This window comes from Streptomyces sp. NPDC006235 (assembly GCF_040613735.1).
Taxonomy (GTDB): Bacteria; Actinomycetota; Actinomycetes; order Streptomycetales; family Streptomycetaceae; genus Streptomyces.
This window is the reverse complement of the sequence record NZ_JBEXSR010000065.1, coordinates 1-23,792: the sequence shown is the minus strand read 5'-3', so window position 1 is coordinate 23,792 and position 23,792 is coordinate 1. Positions and strand designations below refer to the sequence as shown.

At 68.4% G+C, this 23,792-nt stretch carries 17 protein-coding genes and 4 pseudogenes; 11 read left to right on the top strand and 10 right to left on the bottom strand.

Annotated elements, in window-relative coordinates; genetic code table 11:
• Positions 1-3 precede the first annotated feature (3 nt).
• Positions 4-306, bottom strand: a pseudogene (locus tag ABZ192_RS40475) (SDR family oxidoreductase); the annotation flags it as partial.
• Between the two features lie 7 nt (positions 307-313).
• Positions 314-1,495 (bottom strand): cytochrome P450, encoded by a 1,182-nt coding sequence (locus tag ABZ192_RS40470; protein ID WP_356929462.1) that lies wholly within the window; start codon positions 1,493-1,495, stop codon positions 314-316.
• Positions 1,496-1,600: 105 nt separating this feature from the next.
• Here ABZ192_RS40470 and ABZ192_RS40465 point away from each other — a divergent pair, with 105 nt between their 5' ends.
• Complete coding sequence (locus tag ABZ192_RS40465) at positions 1,601-2,218, top strand: TetR/AcrR family transcriptional regulator (protein ID WP_031144747.1); 618 nt, start codon at positions 1,601-1,603, stop codon at positions 2,216-2,218.
• Positions 2,219-2,299: 81 nt separating this feature from the next.
• Here ABZ192_RS40465 and istB read toward each other — a convergent pair whose 3' ends face one another.
• A complete protein-coding gene (gene istB, locus ABZ192_RS40460) occupies positions 2,300-3,073 on the bottom strand; it encodes an IS21-like element helper ATPase IstB (RefSeq protein WP_356929475.1) in 774 nt (257 codons plus the stop codon).
• 20 nt (positions 3,074-3,093) lie between these two features.
• Positions 3,094-3,860 (bottom strand): IS5 family transposase gene (locus ABZ192_RS40455; RefSeq protein WP_356929474.1). Its coding sequence is split into 2 segments (ribosomal slippage): positions 3,094-3,557 and positions 3,557-3,860, totalling 768 coding nucleotides; the frame shifts between segments, so codons are not numbered across the junction.
• A 216-nt stretch (positions 3,861-4,076) separates the two neighbouring features.
• On the opposite strand from ABZ192_RS40455, the gene ABZ192_RS40450 reads away from it, so the two are divergent.
• On the top strand, positions 4,077-6,674 hold the full coding sequence (locus tag ABZ192_RS40450; protein ID WP_356929461.1) for an ABC transporter substrate-binding protein: 2,598 nt from the start codon (positions 4,077-4,079) through the stop codon (positions 6,672-6,674).
• A 324-nt stretch (positions 6,675-6,998) separates the two neighbouring features.
• Here the strand turns inward: ABZ192_RS40450 and ABZ192_RS40445 are convergent, their stop codons facing one another.
• Positions 6,999-7,946, bottom strand: a complete 948-nt coding sequence (locus ABZ192_RS40445; protein WP_356929460.1) for an alpha/beta fold hydrolase — start codon at positions 7,944-7,946, stop codon at positions 6,999-7,001.
• Between the two features lie 331 nt (positions 7,947-8,277).
• Positions 8,278-10,446, bottom strand: a complete 2,169-nt coding sequence (locus tag ABZ192_RS40440) for a prolyl oligopeptidase family serine peptidase (protein ID WP_356929459.1) — start codon at positions 10,444-10,446, stop codon at positions 8,278-8,280.
• A gap of 925 nt (positions 10,447-11,371) precedes the next feature.
• Between ABZ192_RS40440 and ABZ192_RS40435 the strand changes: the two are divergent.
• Positions 11,372-11,566: pseudogene (locus ABZ192_RS40435) on the top strand (hypothetical protein); the annotation flags it as partial.
• Here ABZ192_RS40435 and ABZ192_RS40430 read toward each other — a convergent pair.
• Positions 11,547-12,560 carry a hypothetical protein gene (locus ABZ192_RS40430; RefSeq protein ID WP_356929458.1) on the bottom strand — a complete coding sequence of 338 codons (1,014 nt, stop codon included), beginning with the start codon at positions 12,558-12,560 and terminating at the stop codon, positions 11,547-11,549. The pseudogene ABZ192_RS40435 and the gene ABZ192_RS40430 sit on opposite strands and share 20 nt — an antisense overlap.
• Positions 12,557-13,999, bottom strand: coding sequence for a TnsA-like heteromeric transposase endonuclease subunit (locus ABZ192_RS40425; protein ID WP_356929457.1), 1,443 nt, complete (start codon positions 13,997-13,999; stop codon positions 12,557-12,559). The genes ABZ192_RS40430 and ABZ192_RS40425 overlap by 4 nt, the downstream gene beginning before the upstream one ends.
• Before the next feature lie 76 nt (positions 14,000-14,075).
• On the opposite strand from ABZ192_RS40425, the gene ABZ192_RS40420 reads away from it, so the two are divergent.
• Entirely contained in the window at positions 14,076-14,813 is a 738-nt protein-coding gene (locus ABZ192_RS40420; RefSeq protein ID WP_356929456.1) for an IS6 family transposase, read from the top strand.
• 180 nt (positions 14,814-14,993) lie between these two features.
• Here the strand turns inward: ABZ192_RS40420 and ABZ192_RS40415 are convergent, their stop codons facing one another.
• Entirely contained in the window at positions 14,994-15,926 is a 933-nt protein-coding gene (locus ABZ192_RS40415; protein WP_356929455.1) for a glycoside hydrolase family 16 protein, read from the bottom strand.
• A gap of 705 nt (positions 15,927-16,631) precedes the next feature.
• On the opposite strand from ABZ192_RS40415, the gene ABZ192_RS40410 reads away from it, so the two are divergent.
• Positions 16,632-18,095 (top strand): MFS transporter, encoded by a 1,464-nt coding sequence (locus tag ABZ192_RS40410; RefSeq protein ID WP_356929454.1) that lies wholly within the window; start codon positions 16,632-16,634, stop codon positions 18,093-18,095.
• Between the two features lie 187 nt (positions 18,096-18,282).
• Positions 18,283-18,594, top strand: a pseudogene (locus ABZ192_RS40405) (transposase); the annotation flags it as partial.
• 138 nt (positions 18,595-18,732) lie between these two features.
• Here the strand turns inward: ABZ192_RS40405 and ABZ192_RS40400 are convergent.
• Positions 18,733-19,554, bottom strand: a complete 822-nt coding sequence (locus tag ABZ192_RS40400; RefSeq protein ID WP_356929473.1) for a helix-turn-helix transcriptional regulator — start codon at positions 19,552-19,554, stop codon at positions 18,733-18,735.
• A gap of 768 nt (positions 19,555-20,322) precedes the next feature.
• On the opposite strand from ABZ192_RS40400, the gene istA reads away from it, so the two are divergent.
• From istA to ABZ192_RS40375, 5 genes and pseudogenes are all read left to right on the top strand, one after another.
• On the top strand, positions 20,323-21,369 hold the full coding sequence (gene istA, locus ABZ192_RS40395; protein WP_356929453.1) for an IS21 family transposase: 1,047 nt from the start codon (positions 20,323-20,325) through the stop codon (positions 21,367-21,369).
• A pseudogene (locus ABZ192_RS40390) lies at positions 21,370-21,958 on the top strand (ATP-binding protein); the annotation flags it as partial.
• A 77-nt stretch (positions 21,959-22,035) separates the two neighbouring features.
• Positions 22,036-22,572, top strand: coding sequence for a GNAT family N-acetyltransferase (locus ABZ192_RS40385; protein ID WP_356929452.1), 537 nt, complete (start codon positions 22,036-22,038; stop codon positions 22,570-22,572).
• Between the two features lie 102 nt (positions 22,573-22,674).
• Complete coding sequence (locus tag ABZ192_RS40380) at positions 22,675-23,133, top strand: hypothetical protein (protein ID WP_356929451.1); 459 nt, start codon at positions 22,675-22,677, stop codon at positions 23,131-23,133.
• A 163-nt stretch (positions 23,134-23,296) separates the two neighbouring features.
• The gene (locus ABZ192_RS40375) at positions 23,297-23,503 is read left to right on the top strand and encodes a hypothetical protein (RefSeq protein WP_356929450.1); all 207 of its coding nucleotides are present in this window, start codon (positions 23,297-23,299) and stop codon (positions 23,501-23,503) included.
• Positions 23,504-23,792: the final 289 nt, after the last annotated feature.

Sequence of the window (23,792 nt, the reverse complement as noted above, 5' to 3'; positions counted from 1 at the left end):
GGCTCAAGCCGGCGCGCCACCGTCGACCCGGAGGACCGTGCCGGTCACGTAGGAGGAGCGGTCGCTCAGCAGCCAGGCGGCGGCCTGCGCGATCTCCTGCGGGTCGGCCGCGCGGCCCAGCGGGGTGTGCGCCGTGAGCCGCTCTCGGAGACCGGGTGATCCCTTTTCCCAGGTGCTTATCATCTCGCTCGCCGTGTTGCCAGGGGCGATGGCGTTGACGTGGATGCCTTCCGGGCCGTAGGTGACGGCAGCCGACTCGGTGAGGCTGTTGACCGCCCGTTTCATCGCGCCGTAAACGGGCACCTTGATCGGCCTACCAGGTGACCGGAAGTTCACGCACGCCGTAGACCGGCATGGCCAGCCGCAGTGGCACTTCCTCGCACGCGACAGTTAGACGTAGTGCCGGGAAGCGGCGAAGCAGTGCGGGGAGGGCGATGCGCATTTCGGCGCGGGCCAGTCGCTGCCCGAGGCACCGGTGGAGGCCGTGACCGAACGCGAGGTGTCCGGCCGTGGAGCGGGTGAGGTCAAGCACGTCCGGGTCGGCGAAATGGTCAGCGTCCCGGTTCGCCGCGGAAAGTGCGACGGTGACGGACTCGCCGGCCTTGATCAGGCAGCCGTGGAGCTCGATGTCCTCGAGCGCGACACGGACCACGTGGTGGATGATCGTGAGGTAACGCAGTAACTCCTCGACCACCGCAGGGGCGTCTTCCTCCCTGTCGCGGACCTCGGCCAGCTGTGCGGGGTTGGCCAGCAGAGCGAAAGTACCCAGCGCAAGCATGTTCGTCGTCGTCTCATGCCCGGCGATCAGGAGCAGGAGCGCCAGTCCGGCCCTCTCGTCCGCAGTAAGTCCCTCGTGCGCAGCGAGCCCGCTGAGCACATCTTCCTCTGGCCAGGAACGCTTGTGGCGCAGCAGGTCCCGTAGATATGCCATGAGCTCCCTGGCCGCCTCTTGCCGGCGTTCCGGTGTGAGGTCGACGTTCAAGAGCATGGCGGCGTTCCGCTGGAACCCCTGCCTGTCGGAGTAGGGCACCCCGAGCAGTTCGCCGATCACTTGTGACGGGATCGGCAGCGCGAATGCCTTGAACAAGTCGGCCGGGCCCCCGGCGAGCTCCATCGCGTTCAACTGGTCATTGACGATCGCTTCGATCTCCGGTTCGAGGAGCTTCATCCGGCGCACCGTGAAGTCACTGGTGAGCAACCGCCGATAGTGGTCGTGCTCGGGCGGGTCCATGCGGAGGAGGAATCCCGGCGGCACGGGCGCCGTTGCCGGCTGGGCGATCGGTGAGCGCATATGGTCCGGGCGGACGCTGAACCGGGGATCTGCCAGGATCGCCCGCGCTGCGGCGAAGCCGGTCACCAACCACCCCTGACCACCGTCGGCGTAGGTCATCCGATGGATTGGGCCGAGCCCCTGTCGGCGGCGCAGTTCCTCGGGCGGATCGAACGGGTTCTGGCGGGCCGTGGGCATGACTACTGCCGGGGACGTGCTCTCCATCGGCCGCTCCTCGGTCGGTACGGACCTCCCGATAAAACAGCACTCAATGCAAAACGTCAATGAACGCAAAATTACATCGCATGCGGTAAGCGGTAAGGTGCTGTCGTGACCAGCGAACCAGGGCTGCGCCAGCGGAAGAAGATGCGCACGAGGCAAGCGCTCATCGAAGGCGCCCTGCGATTGTTCGCCGAGAAGGGTTACGACCAGACAACCGTGGCGGAGATCGCGGCCACCGCAGACATCGCGACACGGACCTTCTTCAGCTACTTCGACAGCAAGGACGACATCGTCTTCTTCGACGACAGGTCGCGGCTGGAGCGCGCGGTCGAGATCATCGGAGAACGGCAGCCCGGCGAACCGGTGGCCGACCTGCTGCGGCGCGTCATCGACCAGAGTGTTTTCGCGGACACGGACTCGGAGTTGGCGCGGAAGGTCGGCCCGGCTCGGACCCGGCTGATCGCGTCGGTCCCGGCACTTCAGGCGCGCGAACTGCACCTGCTGTTCGACATCCAGCTACAGCTGACCGAAGCGCTCCACCTCGCTTGCCCCGAGCTGGACCTCGTCGAGGCCGCCGCGGCGGTGGGCTCGCTGGTCGGGGCGATCAAGGTCGTCGTCGCCGCATGCCAAAAGCGGGGAGACCGGCCGGAGCAGACCTACAAAGCCGTTCAAAGGGCCACCGACATCGCGATCGACGGCCTCAACTCGCTCCCCCGCCCGGCTTAGCGTGTTCAGCGCACGCGCACTCGGTCGTGGCACGGATAGCGGTGAACGCAGTCTCCGGCCGGTTTTTGAGGCTCGGACGGGTCAGCCTGAGGCTGCGCTCTGCGCCCGGGCGGCCCTGGCGCTGGCGAGCCGGTAGGCGGCAGTGCCGGTTTCGATGATGTTCCCGCCGAAGGTGAGGCGGTCGACGATGGCCGCGCAAAGCCGTGGATCGGTGAATGTTTCTGTCCACCCTCCAAACGACTCGTTGGAGGCGATGGCGACGCTGTTCTTCTCCTCACGCTCCGTCAGCACCTGGAACAGCAGCTCAGCGCCGTGACGGTCCAGCTCCATGTAGCCAAGTTCGTCCATGCAGAGGAGATCGACGCGTCCGTAGCGGGCGATGGTCTTGGTCAGGACCTTCTCGTCCGCCGCCTCGACCAGCTCGTTGACCAGCTTGGTGGCGAGTGTGTAGCGGACCCGGAAGCCGGCCATGGCGGCTTCGGTGCCGAGCGCGATCAACAGGTGGGACTTGCCAGTGCCGGAGTCGCCGATCAGGCAGAGCGGCAAGCCCTTCTTGACCCACTCGCAGGTCGCCAGGGTGTGAATGACGGCTGCGTCGACGTTCCCGTTGGCCTCGAAGTCGAAGGCCCGCAGCGACTTCTCCCGCGGGAACTGCGCCGCCTTGATGCGCCGTTCGGAGCGGCGGCGGGCCCGGTCGTCGCACTCGGCCATCAGCAGTTCGGCGAGGAAGCCGCGACAGGACATCTGGTCGCGGGCGGCGGCTTCGGCCAGTTCGGGGAACTGGGCCCGGATGGTCGGCAGCCGGAGCATGCGGCATGCCTGGTCGACGGCGGTGGTGGCCGCCTGTTCGGTCAGCCCGCGGTGTCATTTGAGTGTCACGGCATCTTTTTGAGGGTGCAGGCGATGCTGACGAAGGCGAGGAAGTGGTCGGCTGTGCGTTCGTAGCGGCGATGCAGGCGTCGGCAGCCGTTGAGCCAGGACATCGTGCGTTCGACGACCCAGCGGTGCCGGCCCAGGCGGCCGGATAGTTCAATCCCGTGACGGGCGATGCGCGGGACGATCTGCCTGCGCTGCAACCAGTTGCGCAGGTGGTCGAAGTCGTAACCCTTGTCCGCATGGAGCTTGGCCGGTCGCCGCCTCCTGGGCCCGTAGCGGGAGCGGATCGGCGGGATGCCACGCGTGAGCGGGATGAGGGCCCGGCTGTCGTGCAGATTGGCGCCGGAGGTTCCCACCGAGATCGGGAGCCCGTTGCGGTCACAGATGACACGGATCTTCGACCCCAGCTTGCCGCGATCGGTCGGATTCGATCCGGTCAAAGGCGCCCTTTGACCGCACGGATGCTGACAGAGTCGATCGCGCACCGCGACCAGTCCAACTCGCCGCTCGCGCCGAGCCGACCGAGCACGACATGGTGCAGCTTGGCCCATACCCGGGCCTTGGACCAGTACGTGAAGCGGCGGTGCACGGTCTGCCAGGAAGCCCCGAAGACCGGCGGCAGTTGTCGCCAGGTGCACCCTGTCGTGGCAACGTAAATGATCGCCGAGAGCACTGCCCGGTCGTCAGCTCTTCGCCGGCCCCCGCCCTGTGGACGTACTGGAGGTGTGGGAGCAAGCTCGCCGTCCAGCGCGGTCGCGTCCGGCAGCTGGGTCCAAGCGGTGGGCGCTGTCCTGCGCCAGGCGGAGCCGAACCGGTTCCTGCGGCGACTTGGCGTAGGCCACCTCCGGATCTCGATCCAGAGTGAGCCATCGAGTGACGTTTTCAAGCAAGTTTGGGCAAGTCCGACATCGGGGCGGTGTTCTGACCTCCACGAGGAGATCATCCACCCACAAGAACCGTGCTGTGGGGGAGGGGGAGGGCTGTGTCCGTTCCGGCTCTTGAACACGTGATCGACTTTGTGAAAGCTCTCGACGAACTGGTGACGCGGCCAAGCGGCGGCCGAGAGCTGCCCGTGATCGTCCTCCGGGATGACGGGGCCGGGTCGCGACTGGCCGAGGCCTTCGTGTCCGGCTACGGCGATCGGCTCGAGGCGGGCAGCGATGACGACGTCACTTACCTCGTCCCTCGTGCTGTCGTGCCCCCGCCGACGGCCTCGGGGAACGAAGCTGCAAGGCCGGACGTCGAACCGGTCAGACCCGACGTCGACCTGCTCGATTTCCTCGTCATGGAGTGGAAGAACTCCATGCCGCGGCATGCAGGGACGCTGCACATGCCGGCGTTCCGGGCCTGCCGGGACGTCCTCGATGTACCGATGCCCGGCGACGAGCACACGGAGGTGGGGCTTGGTGTCCCCCCTGTCCCTCAGGATCCGCACCGTGCGATGACTCAGGGACTGTGGACCTGCTGGGAGCAGCGCACTCCTGTTCTCCGCACCGTGCAACAGGGGCTGGACAACGCCGCGCTCCCACGCTGGCTGTCGGGTGTCTGGACCGTGGTCCTGTCGTGGCCCGTGCAGGTATGGCACCGATGGAGGCTCAATCGCAGCATGCGGTGGTATGCCCGTCGCATGACCAGTGCTGGGCTGGCCGCCAGGGACTTCATCCAGGCCGCGACACGGTTGCGCACCGCGGATGCGGAACAGTACCGGCTTCTGAGGTTGAACCTGCTGGTGGAAGCTGTGTCAACGGATCTGTCCCGGGCCGTCCGGCCCAGCCGGTTCCGGCCGTGGCGGCGGCGCAGGGTGTGGCCTTTCGTGTTGCTGGTGCCCGATCTCGGCGGTCCTCGGGGCGCTGTCGTACGGCAGTTCCTCCAGGCGCACCACGAACTCGTCTTGCAGGGTGCGCGTCCTCCGCTGGTGATTCTGGCGGGGCAACGGAGCGAATCTGAGGGCTCTGACACCGGCGCCGGTCCGTCGGTCGGCCTGGACCAGGCTGCCGCTGTGCTGCGGCTGCCTGGAGCCCGGTCGGCGAACGCGCCCGGGCCCCGCCGGATCGACGTGCTGATGAATGACGGGCTCGAGCAGCCCGATGTGGCCAGGTGGCTGACGCTCAACGCCAAAGCGACGCCCCCTGTGGTGGGCGCGGTCCGTGCGCACGCGGGGTGGGCCGTGCCGGCTCTGCTGCTGGCCGTCATGTGCTCTGCGGGATTCGCCTTGCAGGACGAAGTTCCGGCGTTCGACCTGTGGGATGGCTCATCCGATCCCTGCCGCGGCACCTGGCGGGTGGGAAAAGAGGTCGTGGGCGTGGACACCGAGACCAAAGGCTGCTACTTCACCACGGGCAACAGGTCACAGCTTCTGCTGCGTGAGCTGCAGGAGCAGATCCGTCGCCAGAACGCCGCAGTGAGGGGAGCCCACCGCACGGTGGTGTTTCTGGCACCCCTGACTGCCGATCCCAAGGCACGCAGCGAGCAGATCGTCCCAGCAGGCGTGCTACAGCTCCGAGGCGCCGCGGAAGCACAGAAGACGTGGAACGAGCGGGCCATGGTGGACCACGACACGCCAATGCTCAAGATCCTCGTGGCGAACACCGGCTTCGCCTTCGGCGAGGGGGAAGCGGTCGCGGACCGCGTCAAGCGGCTGGCGGAGCAGGACAGCAGTGTCTCCGCAGTGATCGGCATCACCCAGAGCCGTCAGGAATCGGTCGATGCCATCAACCGCCTGGGTGAAAGCATGCCCGTGATCGGAGCCTCCGTCACCGGCGACTTCATGGCTGAGGAAGCACGGAACTTCTTCCATACTCAGCCGACCAACGAGCGCATGGCCGAGGTCATGGTGAGGCGTGCGGTGAACTGGGGCAGCGAGAAGGCGCTGATCGTCTATGACAGCAAGGACCGCTACAGCAACGAACTGCGGGACGGCCTCGCCAGGCGGCTCAAAGCCCGCGGCATCGATGTCGAAGATCCCTGGTTCGCGCAGGTTCCGGCCCCCAGGCCCGGGAACAGCACCGCCACAGCACGGGGACTGCCAGACCTCGCCAAGAGAATCTGTGATCTGCACGCGGACCACGGCACGACCTTCTACGCCGCCCGGGGCACCCAGCTTCCGAAAGTGCTCGCAAAGGTGCAAGACACCTGCGGCGGGGACGGCACCACGAAGTCTTCCCCCCTCCCGGTCATCGCCTCCGACGTCAACACATTGATCGAGTCCAAGGATGTGCCCGCATGGGCGAAGTTGCACAAATACGCCGCGGTGGACCTGTACTACATCTCCTTCTCCGACCGAGCCGTCCTGCACAGGGCCGACGGCGGGAGTGACTATTCCACAGGAGCGGACTCCTTCCGGGCAGCTGCCGCCGCCATCGAACAGGCATCAGCACAGTCCGGCGGATCCGCCTCACCATCGAACGTCCTGCAAGCCCTGCGTAACCATGTCACCGTCAAGGACAGCATTGCGCCGGACCGGCCGTTCACTCTGCCGCTCAGCGAGGAAGAGCGGGCCAAACGCCCAATCTTCCTGTGTTTGGCTCCTCACGACCCGAACGTGGACAGCCACCGAGACTGCTCTCGGGGAGGCCGTTGAGGGATCCGTCCGCCTGGCGAGCTCGGGTCACTGCGGCGTTCCAAGCGGACGGAGCAAGGCGCTGGCCGCTCTTCCAGGTCGTTCGCTCTCGCTCCGCTCGGGGCGTTCTACCTGGGGGTGCGGCAGGCGGCCGAAGAAGTAACCGTGGGAACAAGGAGGATGAGGGTCGTGGCTCCTATGGCGTCTGGGATGAAGATCAGGGGGCCACCGTCCGAGGTGCCGGTCTGCCGGACGGCTCCCCGGGCAGGACGGCGGATGGGAGGCTGCCCGGTTCTGTCTCTGCTACGCGCCGTTGATGCTCTGAGGGCCGCTTCGGGCCGTGGGTCAATGAGCCTGATGCAGGGAGACGACGGCCTGCACCAGGGCTTGGGGACTCTCCCAGTTCAGCATGTGTCCAGCGTCCGGCACGGTGACAAGCCGTGCGCCCGGTATGCCGGCGGTCAGGCGTTGGGCGTGGCTGGGCGGTGTGCTGCGATCGGCCGAGCCGACTATGACGACGGTGGGGACCGTGATCTCGGCCAGGCGCGGGTAATGGTCCTCGCGGGCGAACGCCCGCACGATCGGCAGGAGCGGGGTGTGGGCCTGCTGGAGGAAGACCTCGAGGAAAATCTCGATCATCGCGGGAGAGGGGTGTTTGCCGCACTGAGCGGCTCCGAAGAGGACTCCGCCCGTGCGGGTGCGTGCCAGCCGCTGGAGGATGCCCATCTCCAGCAGCGGGATCTGCAGCCGGTTGTGCGGTGCTCCGTCGTAGATGCGGCCCGCCCAGGTCGCGAACAGCACCAGACCGCGCAGCCGCCGGGCGACGCCGGGATGGTCTAGCACGGCCCTAAGTGCCAGGAACCCGCCCATGGAATGCCCGACGAGCACTGCGTCGCGGACGTCGAAGTGCTCCAGGAGCGCTAGGTAATCCTGCGCCATGGGGCCGGAGCCGATGCCGTCCGCACCGAACGTCGACCCTCCGTGGCCGCGTTGATCGAAGACGATGACACGGTGCCCGCCGGCCACCAGGCTGGCCTGCACCAGATTCCACTCCAGGAGCGAGACGCCGTAGCCGTGGGCCAGCACCACCGTTGGCCCGTCACCCGCGACGATGGTACGCAGAACCGTCCCGTCTGGGCGGGAGAGGAACACTTCCTCGCCCTCGGGCTCGCGACGGAGCCATTCGTAGGGGACAGGATCCGGCCGACGTTCGATCCAGTCGGCCGTCAGCCGCGCCGCCGCGATGACAGCGAGGGCCGCGGCAGCGCCATCTCGGACCAGCCGCATCTTCATGGGTGCCTCCCCGCTCCGCCCTATGGTGCGTCAGGCCGGGTGGTGGGCTCCTGACGGCGCCCATTCTTTACTTCGACGGACGGCGGTGCGCCGAGGAATCAGCGGATTGGCTCAGAAGCCGCTGTGCAACTTGTCGTCGCCGGCTGGTGGTGGCCGACCGGCAGCGGTGGAAGCCGTGGGCTCGGGGCTGAGTTGGCACCTGAGGAAAAGGACAGGCGCGCCGTCAGCTATCAGTGGGTTCGGGCTGTGCCTCGGCTTCGGGCGTGGGCGTGGGAGCGGGGGATCGGTCTCCTCGCCGCCGGCGGCAGGCCCTTGGGCCGAGAGTGCGGGGTCAGGGCTGGAGTCCGGTGTGGGTGGCGCAGAAGGCGAGGGCGTCGGCTTCCATGTCGATACTGCGGGTGGCGGCGCGGGGACCGTGGCCGACGCCGTCCTCGCAGCGCAGGACGATGGGTTTGCCGCCGGTGGTGGCGTGTTGCAGGGCGGCGGTGAATTTGCGGGTGTGGGCGGCGCCGACGCGGGGGTCGGTGCGGGCGGTGACCATCAGCACGGCGGGGTAGCGGGTGCCGGGCCGCACGCGGTGGTAGGGGGAGTAGCTGAGCAGGACGTCGAGGTGGTCGGGGTTGTCGGGATCGCCGAACTCGTTGATCCACCACTGGCCCATGCCCAGGCGGGGGTAGCGGACCATGTCGGTGGGGGCGCCGGAGCAGACGGCCGCGGCGTAGAGGCCGGGGTCGCGGGTGATCGCGGTGGCGACCATGAGGCCGCTGTGCGAGGCGCCTTTGATGACCAGTTGGTCGCAGGTGGTGATGTCTTCGGCGATCAGCCATCGGGCGGCGGCGGCGTAGTCGGCGAACGCGGTGGGCTTGTTGGTTCCACTGCCGGCCCTATGCCAGGTGGTACCCAGTTCCCCGCCGCCGCGTACCCCGGCGATGGCGTAGACGCCGCCGGCGGCGACCCAGGCCAGGATGGTGGGGGAATAGGCGGGGGCAGCGGTGGCGCCGAAGCCGCCGTAGGCGGTCAGCAGGGTCGGTCGCGGCCCGGGGCCGCAGTCGGCGGGGGTGATGAGGAACATCGGCACGTCGGTGCCGTCCTCAGACGGGTAGGTCAGTTGCCGCACCACGGCCTGCGGCCGCTTGTGCGGTGGCGGGTCTGCGGCTGATGAGGCGGGGTCGGCTGCGGGCAGCGGCACGGCAGAAGCGAGCGGTGAGGAGACGGCTGGGGCAACGGCTGGGTAGCCGTCGGCGACTGGGATGTCGAGGTGGCACCGCTGGTCGTGCAGGCTGAAGCGGTAGACCGTCGGAGCGGTGACGAAGTCGCTGTAGGTGAACCATGCCTGGTCCGCGTCACCGGGTGGCACGGTGAGCTTCGTGACCGTGCCGCAGCCGGTCTCCGGGGTGTCGATCTCGGCCAGCAGGCGGCCGGTGCTGTCGTGCAATGACAAACCGGCCACGCCGCGTCGCGCGGAGCTGACCAGGAAGCGCGGCGAACCGGTGCCCGGCTCGACCAGGGCGACGCATGACGAGAGCACCGTGTCCTGATCCGGAGTGATCAGCGGCGTCCACGCCGCGGCGTGCGGGCTGTCGGGGTCGATTCGGCAGACTTTTCCACCGGGTGCCCCATCGGTGGTGATCGCATACAGCAGCCCGCGAGGGCCGAATTTGACCAGCGCCTGCACGCCTGTGGCCGTGCCGTCGTGCACCCGCCGCAGACCAGGGGCGTGGGCGGGTGTGGCGGTCAGGTCGGCCAGGTAGGCCTGGTTGCCGCACTGTGCGCCCGGGGCGCAGCTGACCATCAGCCAGTGTCCGTCCGGGCTGGTGGACACCGACAGCTGCCGGTTCCCGGTGGCGAAGACCACCGCATCCTCGCCCGGATCCTGGCCTGTGTCGAGCAGGCGCAGCCGCACCTGCCGGTCACGACCGTCGGCGGGGCAGGTCACGTAGTAGAAGCCTGTGTCGTCAGGCAGCCAGGCCACCGGGGTACCGCGTCCCGGGTACACCGGGGGGCCGACCTGGTGGCCATCGGCTACGTCCATCACCGTCAGTACGGGCCTCTCGCTGCCGTGGGAAGAGACCTGGCAGGCCAGCAACCTGCCCGACCACGACGGCCGCCAGGCGTCCAGCGTCGTACGTCCGGACGCGTCCAGCGCCGCCGGGTCAACCACCACCCGCTCGCCCTGCCCGGCCGTGGCGGCAACCAGCACAGGATGCTCCTGCCCCGCACCGGCCCTCAGGAAGAACCGGCACCGGCCCCGCGATACCGGCGGCGACACCGCGGGTACCGCCTGGCTGCCCGCCTCCACGAAGTGCCGCAGCAGCTTGCGGAACACCGGCTGTGTACTCCACCCGTTCGCCTGCTCTGCCAGCCACTGCTCCTGGTCGGCCAGCCACTCCTTGCACGCGGGGTCCTCATCGTCCTCCAGCCACCGGTAGGGGTCCTCCACCCGGCTGCCGTGCATCTCGTCCACCACCACATCACGCCTGGCCAACGGCTGTGGTCCCATAGACGGCACCCCTCTCGACACGACGTGCGACGACCCCGTCAGGGGCCGCCGCACACAGGATCAGGTCAGTCGTTGTCGCCCGTGGAGAGAGCGAGCTGCCAGTCGACGAGTACCGCTACCTCATCCGCCGGCACGACGATGAGGGGGGGAAGGAGGGGGAGAGGGAGCTCATTCATGAGTTTCTCCTTTTCGTGGGTGTTTGCCCGTTAAGCACCGAGTGCCCGCCCGCCTCGTCGGAAGGCTGCTCCATTGGGGTGAAGCGACCATCAGGCACGCGACGATGAGGAATCACCGGCAGAAACGGCAGAACGCCGCAGACAGGAAGAGGCCGTTGCGGGTCAAAGCGGCGAGTTGCATGCGCCAAGGAATCGAACCTGTGTTACCCATCCCGGCCCATGAGCGGCAGAAGCTCACCCACAGTCCTGACGCTCGGAGGGAGCTTTTTGGTGTATGGAGAAACGTCTGGCCCTGTGTGTGTGCCCCTGCGCCACGACCGCGCCGTCATCGCCACCGCCGTGCTCACCGCCCGGCTGCGCACCGCACGCCGCACCGGCCGCCCCCTGTACGGCCCGGCCGCGCACCAGCCGACCACGCCAGCCGAACAGGTGCTCCTCTTCGCCCTGGTCGGGGTCCGGGATGACGTTCACCGTGAAGCGGATGATGCTGCGGGGACAGCCACCCGCACTTGTGCGACGACTGCAAGGCCCGGGCGCTCGCAGCGGAGCTGCAGGCGGAACAGGCCGAACGCGAGAGCCAGGAGCAGGAGCGCCAGGAGGCGGAGGCGGCGCAGGCCCCGAAGGCCGGCGCTGGCTCGGACACTGGCGCAGCTGACCCGGCCAAGGCCACCCCCGGAAGCGCGCGAGGTCTTGCCCAGGGCCGCCTGGGCGAGACCTCGTTGTCGGTGGCTGCTGCAAGGCTGAACCGTATGGATGGCGACGATGAGCAGCTGATGCGCGGGCGGATCTACGGAGTCGGCCACGAGCACCCGCGTCCGAAGCCGGGACGGCGCTACGCCGAACTCGTGGGCGGGCCGCTGGACGGATTGCTGCTCGACAACACCGACTGGAGGCCGGAGGAGATCGACGACGGCGTCTCCCTCCTCACGGAGCTCGGGCAGTATGGACAGCGCCGCATCCCAGCCCGGCCGCATCGCCGTCGGCACCACCATCTGGGCCAGCAGCATCGCCGCGTCCACCGACCGTGCCCACCGGACACACCACCGCGGCGCAGATGCTGCGCGTCGCCACGTCCAGCGCGATGCTGAGCTCAAGACGGCCGGTCACACCGTCGTACAGCACCGCCAGTACATCCAGCGGCGTACTGTCCAGCAGCACCAGCTCACCCGGCCGCAGTGCCACCGTCGGCGTGAACGGAGGTACCGGCCGCGACGCGCGCCACCGCCGCTGCGCCGCCGTCCCCAAAAGGCCCTGTCCGTCGGCCACCGCGTGCACCGGCCGGTTGAACGTCGACGCCGGCGGCAGGGCCACCACCCCCGCGCCGTACTCCTCCTCCAGCAGCCACCCCACCCGGCGGCGCAGCCGCACCAGCGTGCCCGCCGACCGCTCCCGCTGTCCCTCCAGCACTGTCCTGACTGCCGCGACCACCCGCTCATCGGCCCGCCCCACCGCCGATCGTTCCCGCACCGCCCGGCCGTCCACCAGCCCCCACAAGCCCTCGCTGCGGTAGCGCGCCCGCATCCGGCGCACCGTCGCCGCACTCGCCGCCCAGCCCGCCGCCGTCAACTCCTCGGCCTTCGCCCGCTCCCGCTGGGCCAGGCTCCGCGTCGCCGGATCGAACTGCTCACGCGGGGTGCCCTGCCCGACCGCGTCCGGGAAGCCGGTCTCCACCTCCCGCACATGCCGCTGCCACGCCAGAGCCCGCTCCCGCACCTCGACCGGCAGCGCCTCCAGCAGGCCGAACGGCGGCACCCTCCCCGGCGCCGGTCCGCCTTCCACGTTGAAGGACGGATCGGCGAACAGGTAGGGCAGCAGCACCGCCGCCGAGGCGCCCTCGTCGGTCACCAGCGTGGCCCGGGCGCCTTCCAGCACGGCGAGCGTCCCTATCCGTCCGTCGTAGCGAAGGCGCGCCCCGACCTCGACAACCGCCTGCGTCACGCCGCTCCGGCCTCCTGCCGCGCGACCGAGACGACGGCACGCTCGTGCAGCGGTTCGTCCAGCTGCACCCGCAGCACACCGCTCCACAGCACGTGAAAGACCGCAGGCCACACGGCGATCGGGTCACCCAGCTCACACACCGCCTCCACCGCCGGCCGCGGACTGCCGAACACCTCCACCAGAGCCGGCATCCACGGCCCTGCGGCGTACCGGGGATACCGGTAACCCGCCAGCCACCGCACGTTGGCCACCAGCACCGGATCCGGCGGCTCCGGAGCCGGTAGGACCAGCCCGCTGCCTTGGCGGCAGCCGCCACAACCCGTGCCCGCGCCGCCAGCCGGGCAGAGGGTCCGCCGCGTCCGGCGCAGTCGAGCAACAGGCCGCTGCCGTCCTGAAGCCTGGCCATCAGCTGCGGTGCATGAGGCGACGACCCTGCTTTCCTCAGGCCACACCAGTTCCACCGGCCGGCAGGCCAGCGCCACCACCGCCGGATCCCGGTCCAGCAGCATGAGCTGAGTCCGCATGACACCGGACCCGTACGCCACCAGCCGCCCGGTCGTCGACGCCCCCCCCGGAGCCACACGCCGCCCGGGCCGGACGGGAAAAGGCCGTACCGCGGGACTCTCCTCGAAGACGACGTCCTGCGCAGCCTCAAGCCACGGGGCCTGACGCGGGCACCCCAGAGGGTCTCGAAAGCGCACATCGATCGGGCTGGCATCTACAGCCCCAGCTTCTTCGCGTCGAACAGCACCACCCGTACTGTGCGGCTCGAGGATGCGGCACCCAGCCCCGGGCGCCGCGGACGATGCGGCCTCCTGGCTGCTGTCGATGATCACGTACTCCACACAACGCCAGGTCGTTATCGACACTCCACTGGTCGCCGCTATGACGTCGTCCTGCCTTGCGTCACCGAGATCCATCGCCCAGGCACAGCCCTCGAGCACTGACTCGCGCTCCATCAGCCGCAGGAACCGCTCCCGGTCCTCGGCGGCCCGCGGCAGGTCCTCGGCCGCCACGACGTGCAGGGCGCGCCCGCCGGCGGTCAGCGCCGCCTCGGCCGCGACCGTGGTGAGGTTGCCGTGCTGAGGCCCGCTCAGCACGACGACTCGCCCCTCGGCCCAGGCCTGGGCCGTCCCCTCGGCCGCGTCCCGCAGGGTGCCCGTCAACGCGTGCCGGGCGGCGACCCGCCGGGTGGACGGGGCCAGCTCCATGTCGAGATGTCCCGCCCCGACGAGGTGGTGCAGCAGCCGCTCCGGGACCACCAGCGGGCTGCGCGTGGGCGAGCTCGCGTCTGTCATTCGCACCAGGTGCCAGCTCCGCAGCGGACCCGCTGGGGTCAAGGCGCTCCAGTGCGGATCGGGTAGCCGGGACAGCGCCAGACCGAAAGTCGGACGCGGATCGCCGCCCGCAGCGGCGATGTCGTCGGCGGTCGCGGCCACCAGCTCAGGTCCGGCCGCCAGCAGTAGAGGGCGCTGTCACGTGGGCTGTTGGCCTGGGATGATCTTCGGGTTAGTCATGCTGGAGGGGTGGTTCGTGGGGAGTACGCCGCCGTCGTACAAGGGTCATCGGTACCCGGTCGAGGTCATCTCCCACTGTGTATGGCTGTATCACCGCTTCCCGCTCAGCTTCCGCGAAGTCGAAGAGCTCATGCTCGAACGCGGGATCGTCGTCTCCTACGAGACGATTCGCCGCTGGTGCGGCAAGTTCGGACAGGCCTACGCCAACGCGTTGCGCCGCAGGCAGCCACGGCCCGGTGACAAGTGGCACCTGGACGAGGTCTTCATCAAGATCAACGGGCGGTTGCAGTACCTGTGGCGGGCCGTCGACCAGGACGGGCACGTCCTCGACATCCTCGTGCAGAGCCGCCGGAACAAGGCCGCGGCCAGGCGCTCCTTCCGCAGGCTCCACAAGAAGACCCGCACGGTGCCCAGGGTGATCATCACCGACATGCTCCGCTCCTACGGAGCGGCCCACCGCGATGTCATGCCCTCCGTCGAGCACCGCTCCCACAAGGGCCTGAACAACCGGGCCGAGAACAGCCACCAGCCCACCAGGCAACGCGAACGGGCGATGAAAGGCTTCCGCTCCGTGGGCGGAGCACAACGGTTCCTGTCCGCGTTCAGCGGCATCTTGCCCCACTTCCGACCCCACCGCCATCTGATCCCCGCATCCGACTACCGAGCCGAGATGACCGTCCGCTTCGCGATCTGGGAGCAGATCACCGGCGTCGCCGGCCTCGCCGCCGCGGCCTGAGCACTCAGCCGGAGCCCGACGCCACCACGCCCCAGCACACCGTCAGACACCCTCACACCCAACAACGTGGCAGCGCCCTCCAGCTGAGCAACCGCAGTGAACCCTATGGGGGGCAGACCCGGAGCGGGCTGCCCCCATCCTGCGTCGGCGGGGCTGCGCGGGCCGGTGCGGGGCGCCGGTTCAGACGGTGTCCTCGAACGACACCCCCCGCGCCCGGTAGTCGTTGACGACGCCCTGCACCTGGGCGGGAGTCAGCATCTGGTCCTTGAGGTGGTACACGTAGTCGACCCTCTGGTCGTATGCGCGCGACCTCTTGCTGTTCGTGCCCAGTAGGTCGATGAGCCAGTGGTTGAAGCGGATACCCATCGACGTCTCGGGTAGGTACGGCTCCGTGTGCGAGGCGAATTGCCTGCCGTCGATGTAGTAGTTGATGCGCTCAGTGTCGACCGTGATGACCAGGTCGTGCCAGCCGGCGAAGCTGGCACGCTCCTGGGTGGTGACGGCGACGGACTGCCACGGGTCCTCCTGGTACGTCTCCCATGAGGTGGCCAGCAGGGCGCTGCCCGGGATACCCCACCCGCCGTTGGGTAGATACTCGAAGTCCAGCTCGCCGTAGTCCGGGTCCATGGGGTAGTTCAGCGGCGTGATGGTGAAAAACGTCTGCACCATGCGGTCACCGTCCGGTCCGAACGCCGGCGCATCGCTGAACTGGACGCGCGCGGCATAGGTGCCGCGGTGGAACTTGCGCTGCTGGTAAATCTCCGTCTGCGTCGTGCCGGAGGCCGTGCCGTTGCTGCCGGAGCGCAGACTCATGATCGAGTTGCCGGACTCAGTGGCGAAGGTGATGTCCTGCGGGCGCCAGGTGGCACCCGGAACACCGGGGCCGCCCTGACCAGACTTCAAGGTCCAGCCGCGCTGGGTGATCCGCGGATCGGTGTAATCGGTGTAGTTGAAGTCGTCGAACAACGCCTGACCGACGACGGGTTGGGTGACCGCCACGCTTTGGGCGGCGTCGGCCCTCCCGGGAAGGGCGGCGAGACCTGCGCAGACCAGTCCGGCAGCGGCAAGCGCAAGAGCGGTCATATTACGCAAGGGCAGGGCGAATCCGATCATAGTTGGACTTGCCTCTCGTGGGGGGTATGCGTGTGGCGGGCCGCAGTCCGCATGCGCAAACGGCACGCGCCTCAGATGACGCCGCTACGTGGCGTTGAGCGTTGCACGTGACAACTAAATCGCTGTCAGGAGACTGACACAGGAAAACCCAAGCCCGACAGGGCCTGGTGACCCGATCACCCGAATGCGTGACGCGTCGTCTGTCCATGCGCCACAACGCTGCCCTGGCGCAGAGGCGGCAACCGGTGTCGCGGACACGGGCTGTCATCGGTTGCGCCCTGCGCGGGGGCGACCACGAAACGGCAAGGTGCGGAGTTTTCTCCTCGGCCAGGTCCACACCAAAGTGGCCAGCTGCGCGGTCGCCAGAGGACTGGGGCCGTCCGGCAGCCAGTCATCACCGGGACAGGGCGGGCTGCCATGGTGGGCGCCGCCCCATCGCACAGCGACGCCCAAGGGCGCCGGGAAGTTCTTTAACCTCTGCGCTGGCCACCCACGCGAACCTCCGGACACAGATAAAAGGTGTGGCCTGGGTTGCTTGCTGCTCGGTACGGTCGCGGCCATGGTGATCGCGGAGGCTCCGGGATGGATAGTTCGACGTGCGGGCACGGACGACGGGGCTGGGCCCCAGCAGCTCGCGCGACGGACGGCGTCCGTTGCTGATGAACCGGCGGTGACCAAGCGACTCAACGGGTGAGGAGCGCATCCGTGTCCACCGTCCCCGCGGCCCGCAAGAGCGGACGAGCCTGGCCCCTGCTGCTCGTCCTGTGCGGCACGATCTTCCTTGAGGGCAGCGACGTCGCCATGCTGGCCGTTGCCGTCCCCACCATCCGCGCCGACCTCGGGCTGCCCACCGGCACCGCGGCGTGGGTGATGAGTGGCTACGTGCTCGGCTACGCCGGTTTCACCCTGCTCGGCGGCCGCGCCGCTGATCTGCTGGGCAGGCGGCGGATGTTCTTCACCTGGCTGGGCGTCTTCCTGGTCTTCTCCATGCTGGGCGGCTTCGCAACCGACGGTTGGATGCTGGTCGTGGCCCGGTTCGTCACCGGCGTGGCGGCGGCCTTCATGACTCCCGCCGCCATGTCGATCATCACGACCTCGTATCCGGAGGGGCCGCAGCGCGACAAGGCCCTGCTGGTCTTCGCCGGCGTCGGCGCCGGCGGCTTCTCGCTGGGCCTCGTCATCGGCGGGTTGCTGACCGAACTCGGCTGGCGCTGGGTGTTCTTCGCCCCGGCGTTTCTGGCCGGCGCCATCCTGCTCTCGGCGCTCAGGCTGCTGCCGGCCGAGGCCCGCCCCGAGCCCGCACAGCGCGGCTACGACCTGGCCGGCGCGGCCAGCGCCGCCGCCGCGATGCTGCTGCTCGCCTACGGCATCGTCCGGCTCGAGCACCGCGGCGAAGGGCTCGGGCTGACCCTCGGGGCGCTCGCCGCCGGGCTGGCGCTGGTGGCGGCGTTCATCGTGATCGAGCGGCGCGCCAAGGCGCCGCTCGTCCGGCTGGGGATCTTCCGCCAGGCCGCGGTGGTGCGGGCCGACCTCGGCGCGCTGCTCTTTCTGGGCGCGTTCTTCGGCTTCCAGTTCATCGTCACGCTTTATCTGCAGGAGCTGCGCGGCTGGTCCTCCCTGCAGGCCGCGATCGCGCTGATCGTCATGGGCTGCGACGCCGTGCTGGCGCCCACCCTCACCCCGCGCCTGGTGAACCGCTACGGCATCGGCCGGGTGATCTTCGGCGGCTTCCTACTGGCGATCGTGGCGTACGGGCTCTTCCTGCCGGTCGAGATGGACTGGTCATACGCGGCGATGTTCCCGAGCCTGATCATCGCGGGCACCGCCTTCGCCCTCGCCTACGGTCCGCTCACCATCGCGGCGACCGACAGCGTAGCCAAGGAGGAGCAGGGCCTGGCCGGCGGGCTGCTGTACACGTTCACCCAGTTCGGCTCGGCGGTCGGGATCTCCGCGGTGACCGCGGTGTACGGGATCGCCGAGGCCGGCGCCGATGGCTCACCGGGCGCGGTGCTGGACGCCTACCGCACCGCGCTCGTCGTCCCGGTGGTCATGGTGCTGCTGGGCGCGGCGGTCTCCGCCTCCGGCCTGCGCAACGCCAGGCCCGCCGGCCAGCGCAAGGGCGCGGCGCCCGCAGCCCACGACGAGGTCAGCGACGGCGCCCCGGGGTGAAGCCGACGGCGGCCACGCAGTCCCTGGATACCGCGCCGACACCTCGCTGAGCTTGTTCGTATCAAAGTCTGAGGTCGAAATGCGCTTCGAACTTGCCCGCTTACCTGGGCGTTCGCCGGACGCTGGGCGGCCTTCGTCTGATCATGTGCTCGACCAAGGTGCACCGATCAAGACGAAGGCCGTGAGGGTGACTCTGCTGCCTGACGCTGCTCTGGGGGAGTCGTTCGCGAACGCGTCACGCTTCCGGGACGACTTATTCGACTGCCTGACCGCGCGCGGGGACGAACTGTTCGAACTCGTCGACGCGTTGCTGTGCGCGGACGGGCCGGTGATGGCGTCGGTGGACCTGACACTGGTGGCCGAGCACCGCCGTGGGCACGGCGCGATGTACGACGCACTGAACCGCGGGAACGTCGGCGTGCCCCGGCTGCGGCAGGTGCTGGCCGGCGTGCCCATGCCGCAGGCCGCCGACGGGCGCCTGGTCCTCGCGGTCGACATGCTGCAGCACACTCATCTCCACGGCCTCGGTCTGGTCAGGTGCGTCCTTAGTCGGAGCACATGATCCGGCTGAGGTCGCCCGCGCGCGTCCGGCGAATGCCCAGGTGAGCAACTCAGTTCGAGGCACTTTTCGACCTCGTCAGATAAACGACAAGCTAAGTTCCGGTTGGGCTCTGTCATGTTCCTCTGAGGGGGCTGGGGGGAGTTTGCGCTGCCGCAGCACTTCAGCGATTGAGGTCACTGGTCGCCGTCGGGCGCGGTCTGTTGGGGTGGCTCGCCTGGCCTGTTTGTGGAGGAGACGGGCGCGCCCGTCTTCGACGGTGCGATCCTCAGTGAGCACCTTGCTGAAGGTTTTCATGACGGCGTCGGGTCCGGTGAGGCGGTTGTGCCTGAGGGGAGGGCAGGCTGAGGTGGAGTGCGGTGTGCGAGGGTGCGGCCGCCGTGGGATCGGGTCCGGGGTCTGAGGCTGGCTGCAGGAGTGCTGTGCTGCGGGTGGCTTCGCGGTGGGCGTTGTCCAGGAGTTCGGTGGAGTGGTCGACGTCGCCGCCCAGGAGGCGTACGAAGTTGCGCAGCACGTCGGGGGGTGGCAGGACGATGCCTTCGAGGAGGGAGGCGACGGTCCCGGCGGTGAGCAGCCACCGGCTGGCGACGGCGATGTCACTGGGCGCGGGGCGTCCTGGGCGCAGGTGCAGTGTATGAATCGCGGCCCGTAGCCGATCGGCGGCGGGCAGGGGAGCGGCGTCGGGGTCGGGGGCCGGTTCGCGAACTTTCTCGCTGAGCTTCTCCGACTCTCACACGGTACGCAGGACTCGGGGTCGGCGCCGCAGGCGTGGGCGAATTTGCGTGTCAGCTCCCAGGTCGGCACGCGCTCACCGGACAGGATCCGTGACAGGTAGGAGGGGGAGCATCCGATCCGGCTGCTGACCTCCTTATTGGTGAGCTGGGCGGTGCGGATCAGCATGGACAGGATCGGTGAGAGCCGGTTGTAGGCGGCTTCTGAGGATTCGCTCGGTGCGACCTGGTTTGGTTCGGTACTACGGTCACCACCGCGGTCGCCATCTGTGTCGCCGGCATCGCTGCCTGCGTCCCCGCCGACGGGCGGGTCGTGGGAGGTGGACGTGCTGTGCACGGTGGTTGCGAAGAGGCTGGCGACGGAGGTGAATGCTGTCTCGGACCGGTTGAAGCGGGCGATGCGGCGCAGGATGTACCGGTCGGTGTAGCGGTGACGGGCAGTGTCCTCGCTGATGCCCAGGATCGAGCTGATAGTGGCCCAGGTGACCCGGCGGTAACGGGCCCGGGCGACGATTGCCGCGGTCAGCCCGTCGAGCTGCTCCTGCAGCTGGGTGATGCGCTGCAAGGGCTCCTCCCCGCTGAGGGAGGGCAGGAGCCGCGCGAGGTCGCGAGCCCCGTCCTGGATGTCCTTCGCGATCTCGGCTAGGAGTTCGTCCCCAACCGAGGCCCCCTGGCCGACCGTGCGAGTGGCCGGGGCGGGGCGAGGCGCGGACGGCGACTCCGCGGAGACTCCCGGCTGCGCTGCGGCTGGCTGCGGCGGGTCGGTGGAGCGGGCGGTGGCTCCGGTGTTTGGCTTTATCAGTGAGTCCTGACACCGGTTGTCGACGGGCGGCGACACCACCCGGTGTTGGCGGAGAGTGATATCGCTGAGTTTTGACACCACTTGGGGGCTTGCGGTGGGACGCTGGGGGGTGCTCTGTGTGGTGAGGGGGCGCCGGTGCCATCGAAGACCAAGGTCGATCTGTACGCGGCGATACGCCGTGATGTCCGGGCGGGCATGTCGAACCGGGCCTTGCAGCGCAAGTACGGGGTGGGCTTCCGGACGGTGAAGGCGGCCATGGAGTCCGTCTGGCCGGAGCCGCGCAAGCAACTGCCGCCCCGCAAGACGCGGCTGGACGCGTTCAAGCCGGTGATCGACCAGATGTTGCGGGCGGATCTGGACGCGCCGCGCAAGCAGCGGCACACGGTCAAGCGGATCTTCGACCGGCTGCTGGACGAGCATGGTGCGGTGGAGGTGACCTATTCCATGGTGCGCGCCTATGTCGCCGCTCGTCGCCCGCAGATACCGATCGAGGCAGGCCGTGGTCCGCTGAACGCGTTTATCCCGCAGACCCACATGCCGGGGGCCGAGGCGGAGGTCGACTTCGGGGACGTGACGATCCGTCTGGCCGGCGAGCAGGTCAAGGTCTACCTGTTCTCGATGCGCCTGTCGTGTTCCGGCAAGGCGGTGCACCGCATCTTCGCCTCGTGCGGTCAGGAGGCGTTCTTCGAAGGCCACGTCCACGCTCTCAGCGTGCTGGGCGGCGTCCCCTGCGGCAAGGTGCGCTATGACAACCTGCGGGCCGCAGTCGCCCGGGTGCTGGGCCTGTCGAGAGCGAGAGTGGAGAACGAGCGGTGGACTGCGTTCCGTTCGCACTACGGAATCGAAAGCATGTACTGCCGCCCGGGCCTCGAAGGAGCCCATGAGAAGGGCGGGGTGGAAGGCCAGATCGGCTGGTTCAGGCGAAACCATCTGGTCCCCGTCCCGGAAGTCGATTCCCTCGCCGAGCTCAACGCCATGGTCGAGCGGTGGGATACCGAGGACGACGACCGCCGCATCCGGTCGCGGCCCCGGACGATCGGCGAGTACTCACCGTCGAACGCCCGCTGTTGCAGCCGTTGCCGGACGAGCCGTTCGAGACAGGCCGGCTGTTCAATCTCCGGGTGGACCGATACGCGCAGGTCAGTGTCCGTACGAACCGCTATTCGGTGCCCGTGGGGCTGATCGGCCGCACCGCCCCGCGAGAAATCACTGCGAGCCTTCGACTTTGAGGCGAACCCCAGCGTGGACCCGGCGGTCATCCACACCCTGGCGACCTGCGAGTGGGTCAAGATGGGTCAAGAAGGGCATGCCTCTCTGCCTGATCGGCGACTCGGGCACCGGCAAGTCGCACCTGCTGATCGCGCTGGGAACCGAGGCCGCGATGGCCGGCTACCGGGTCCGCTACACACTCGCCACCAAGCTCGTCAACGAGCTGGTCGAGGCCGCGGACGAGAAGGTGCTGACCAAGACCATCGCCCGCTACGGCCGTGTCGACCTTTTGTGCATCGATGAGCTGGGCTATATGGAGCTGGACCGACGGGGCGCTGAGCTGCTGTTCCAGGTTCTGACGGAGCGGGAGGAGAAGAACAGCGTCGCCATCGCTTCGAACGAGAGTTTCAGCGGCTGGACCAAGACCTTCACCGATCCCCGGCTCTGGGCGGCCATCGTCGACCGGCTCACCTTCGGCGGCAACCTGATCCAGACCGGCACCGAATCCTACCGCCTCGCCATCACCCAAGCCCGGGCCGCAGCACAAAACTCTGGCAGCTGACCTACACCAGTCCTACTCCCGGTGATCGGCTGATCGATCACTTGGCCCGACCTCGAAAGAGAGATCATCATGTGGGGATGTCTGACAACCAATCCTCTGTAGCACCGGCTGTGGTGCGGCTTCCTCAGTACACGAAGACGGACCAGGACGAGATCCTCGGTGACGGCGATGATCCCTTCGGTGTTGCCGCGGCCGGTTTGACCTGGCTGCCCAAAAAAGAGCACTTCGGTATCAGACACGGCGACCGGCTTGTGGCACACGCCGGCCTCCTCCGGCTGCCAGTTGCGATCGGTGATGTCGAGACAGAGGTGGTAGGCGTCGGTGGAGTGGCCGTCGCACCCGACATGCAGGGCCAGGGGTTGGCCCGGCGCGTGGTCACGGCGGCACTTGACCACGCTCGCACGATGGGTCCTCAGCACGCGCTCTTGTTCTGCCGACCTCCCCTCGTGCCGCTGTACCAGCGCCTCGGATGGCACGTTCTCGACAAGGAGGTGCTTGTCGAACAACCCGAAAACCGCCTGGTGACCATGCCACTGCGGACCATGGTGACGCCCCTGCGCGACAACGCACGCTGGCCTTCAAAGCCAGTGCGTCTGTTCTCCCTCCCGATGTGACGGGCCTCTTCCGCGAGGGCCGTCCAGCGGGGCAACAAAAGCCCCATCCCGGTGACAGCGGTGTCAGTTCTCGCTGACATTTTTGGGCTCTGTGATCAACAAGTGCTGCTCGAACTCGACGACAAACGGTGTCAGCTCTCGGTTACGAAGCCAGCGACCGAGCCTGCGGCGCATACGGTCCCGGTGTGGGTGTGGAAAGACCATTACGGAGTCCTGCGAGCCGCCGACCATCAGAACCGCCCCGAGGCCACACACGTCCCGCTTCCCAAGGACGCCGGCCCGCTGCAGCGCCTCTACGGCAACCTCACCCGCATGATCACCGAGCGGCAGAACGCCAGCGGCCCCGTGCGTTCCAACCGGAGCACACTGACGGTACGCCTCTGGGAGACACCCGACGGGTACCTGACCGCAAGCCTCACCCGGCGCAAGGGCGCCACCATCGCGTCCTTGCCCCTGCTGGCCGAACTGGAGCCGCTGCGCGAATTGCACGCCAAGGTCGTCGCCCAGATGGAAGCCCGCGGGATTCCCCGCCGGCCGTGGACGAAGAACAACAAGCGATGACCGCTGCCCCGACACCCGCGGGTGGTGGAAGTGGCACCATCAGGAGCGTGCGGCCGCTGACGCGAGTCGCTGTGCGGCCTCAGGCGGCTGGCGGCTGGCCGGACGGGGCGGCCTGGTCGGCAGGCTGGTCCAGCTGCTGCTGGCGGCGCCGCTGCTCGTTGCGGTGTTCTTCGACCCGCTGGGTGAACAGCTTCAGGGCCTGCTGCTCCTGGTCCTCGCCGAAATCACTGTAGGGGCCGACACCGAGTGTGAAGGCGTTGGCCTCTTCCTCGATGGCGTCGGCGGTCTGGAGCAGGAAGTAGCTGCGCTCGCGGTACTTGTATTAGCCGGTGAAGGCGGCTGCCACCGTGACGGCTCACCTCCCCCGTAATGAGGTGAGGCAGGCGCGTACAGTTCAGCCGTGGACGTCGGCGAACTTCGCGAACGCGGCCTTGGTGCCGTCCCCGGCGATGCCGTCGATCGGACCCGTGTAGCCGAAGTGCCGCAGTTTCACCACGCCTCAACCTGAGGTCGGAAAACGCTCAGTTGTTCTGAGCGCGTTCAAGACGGCGTGCCTTGACGCGTCTAGGTCGTTTCTGATGGCTCTTGGTGGGCTGGGTGATCTCGTAGTTGACCGGGCAGGACGCCCGTATGGTGCGGCGACACGAACTCACGGACGC

Coding starts and splice junctions, on each gene's coding strand:
- ABZ192_RS40470 (WP_356929462.1), bottom strand. CDS start 1,495: ATGGAGAGCACGTCCCCGGCAGTAGTCATGCCCACGGCCCGCCAGAAC.
- ABZ192_RS40445 (WP_356929460.1), bottom strand. CDS start 7,946: ATGAAGATGCGGCTGGTCCGAGATGGCGCTGCCGCGGCCCTCGCTGTC.
- ABZ192_RS40440 (WP_356929459.1), bottom strand. CDS start 10,446: ATGGGACCACAGCCGTTGGCCAGGCGTGATGTGGTGGTGGACGAGATG.
- ABZ192_RS40420 (WP_356929456.1), top strand. CDS start 14,076: ATGCTGGAGGGGTGGTTCGTGGGGAGTACGCCGCCGTCGTACAAGGGT.
- ABZ192_RS40415 (WP_356929455.1), bottom strand. CDS start 15,926: ATGATCGGATTCGCCCTGCCCTTGCGTAATATGACCGCTCTTGCGCTT.
- ABZ192_RS40400 (WP_356929473.1), bottom strand. CDS start 19,554: ATGCTGATCCGCACCGCCCAGCTCACCAATAAGGAGGTCAGCAGCCGG.
- ABZ192_RS40385 (WP_356929452.1), top strand. CDS start 22,036: ATGTCTGACAACCAATCCTCTGTAGCACCGGCTGTGGTGCGGCTTCCT.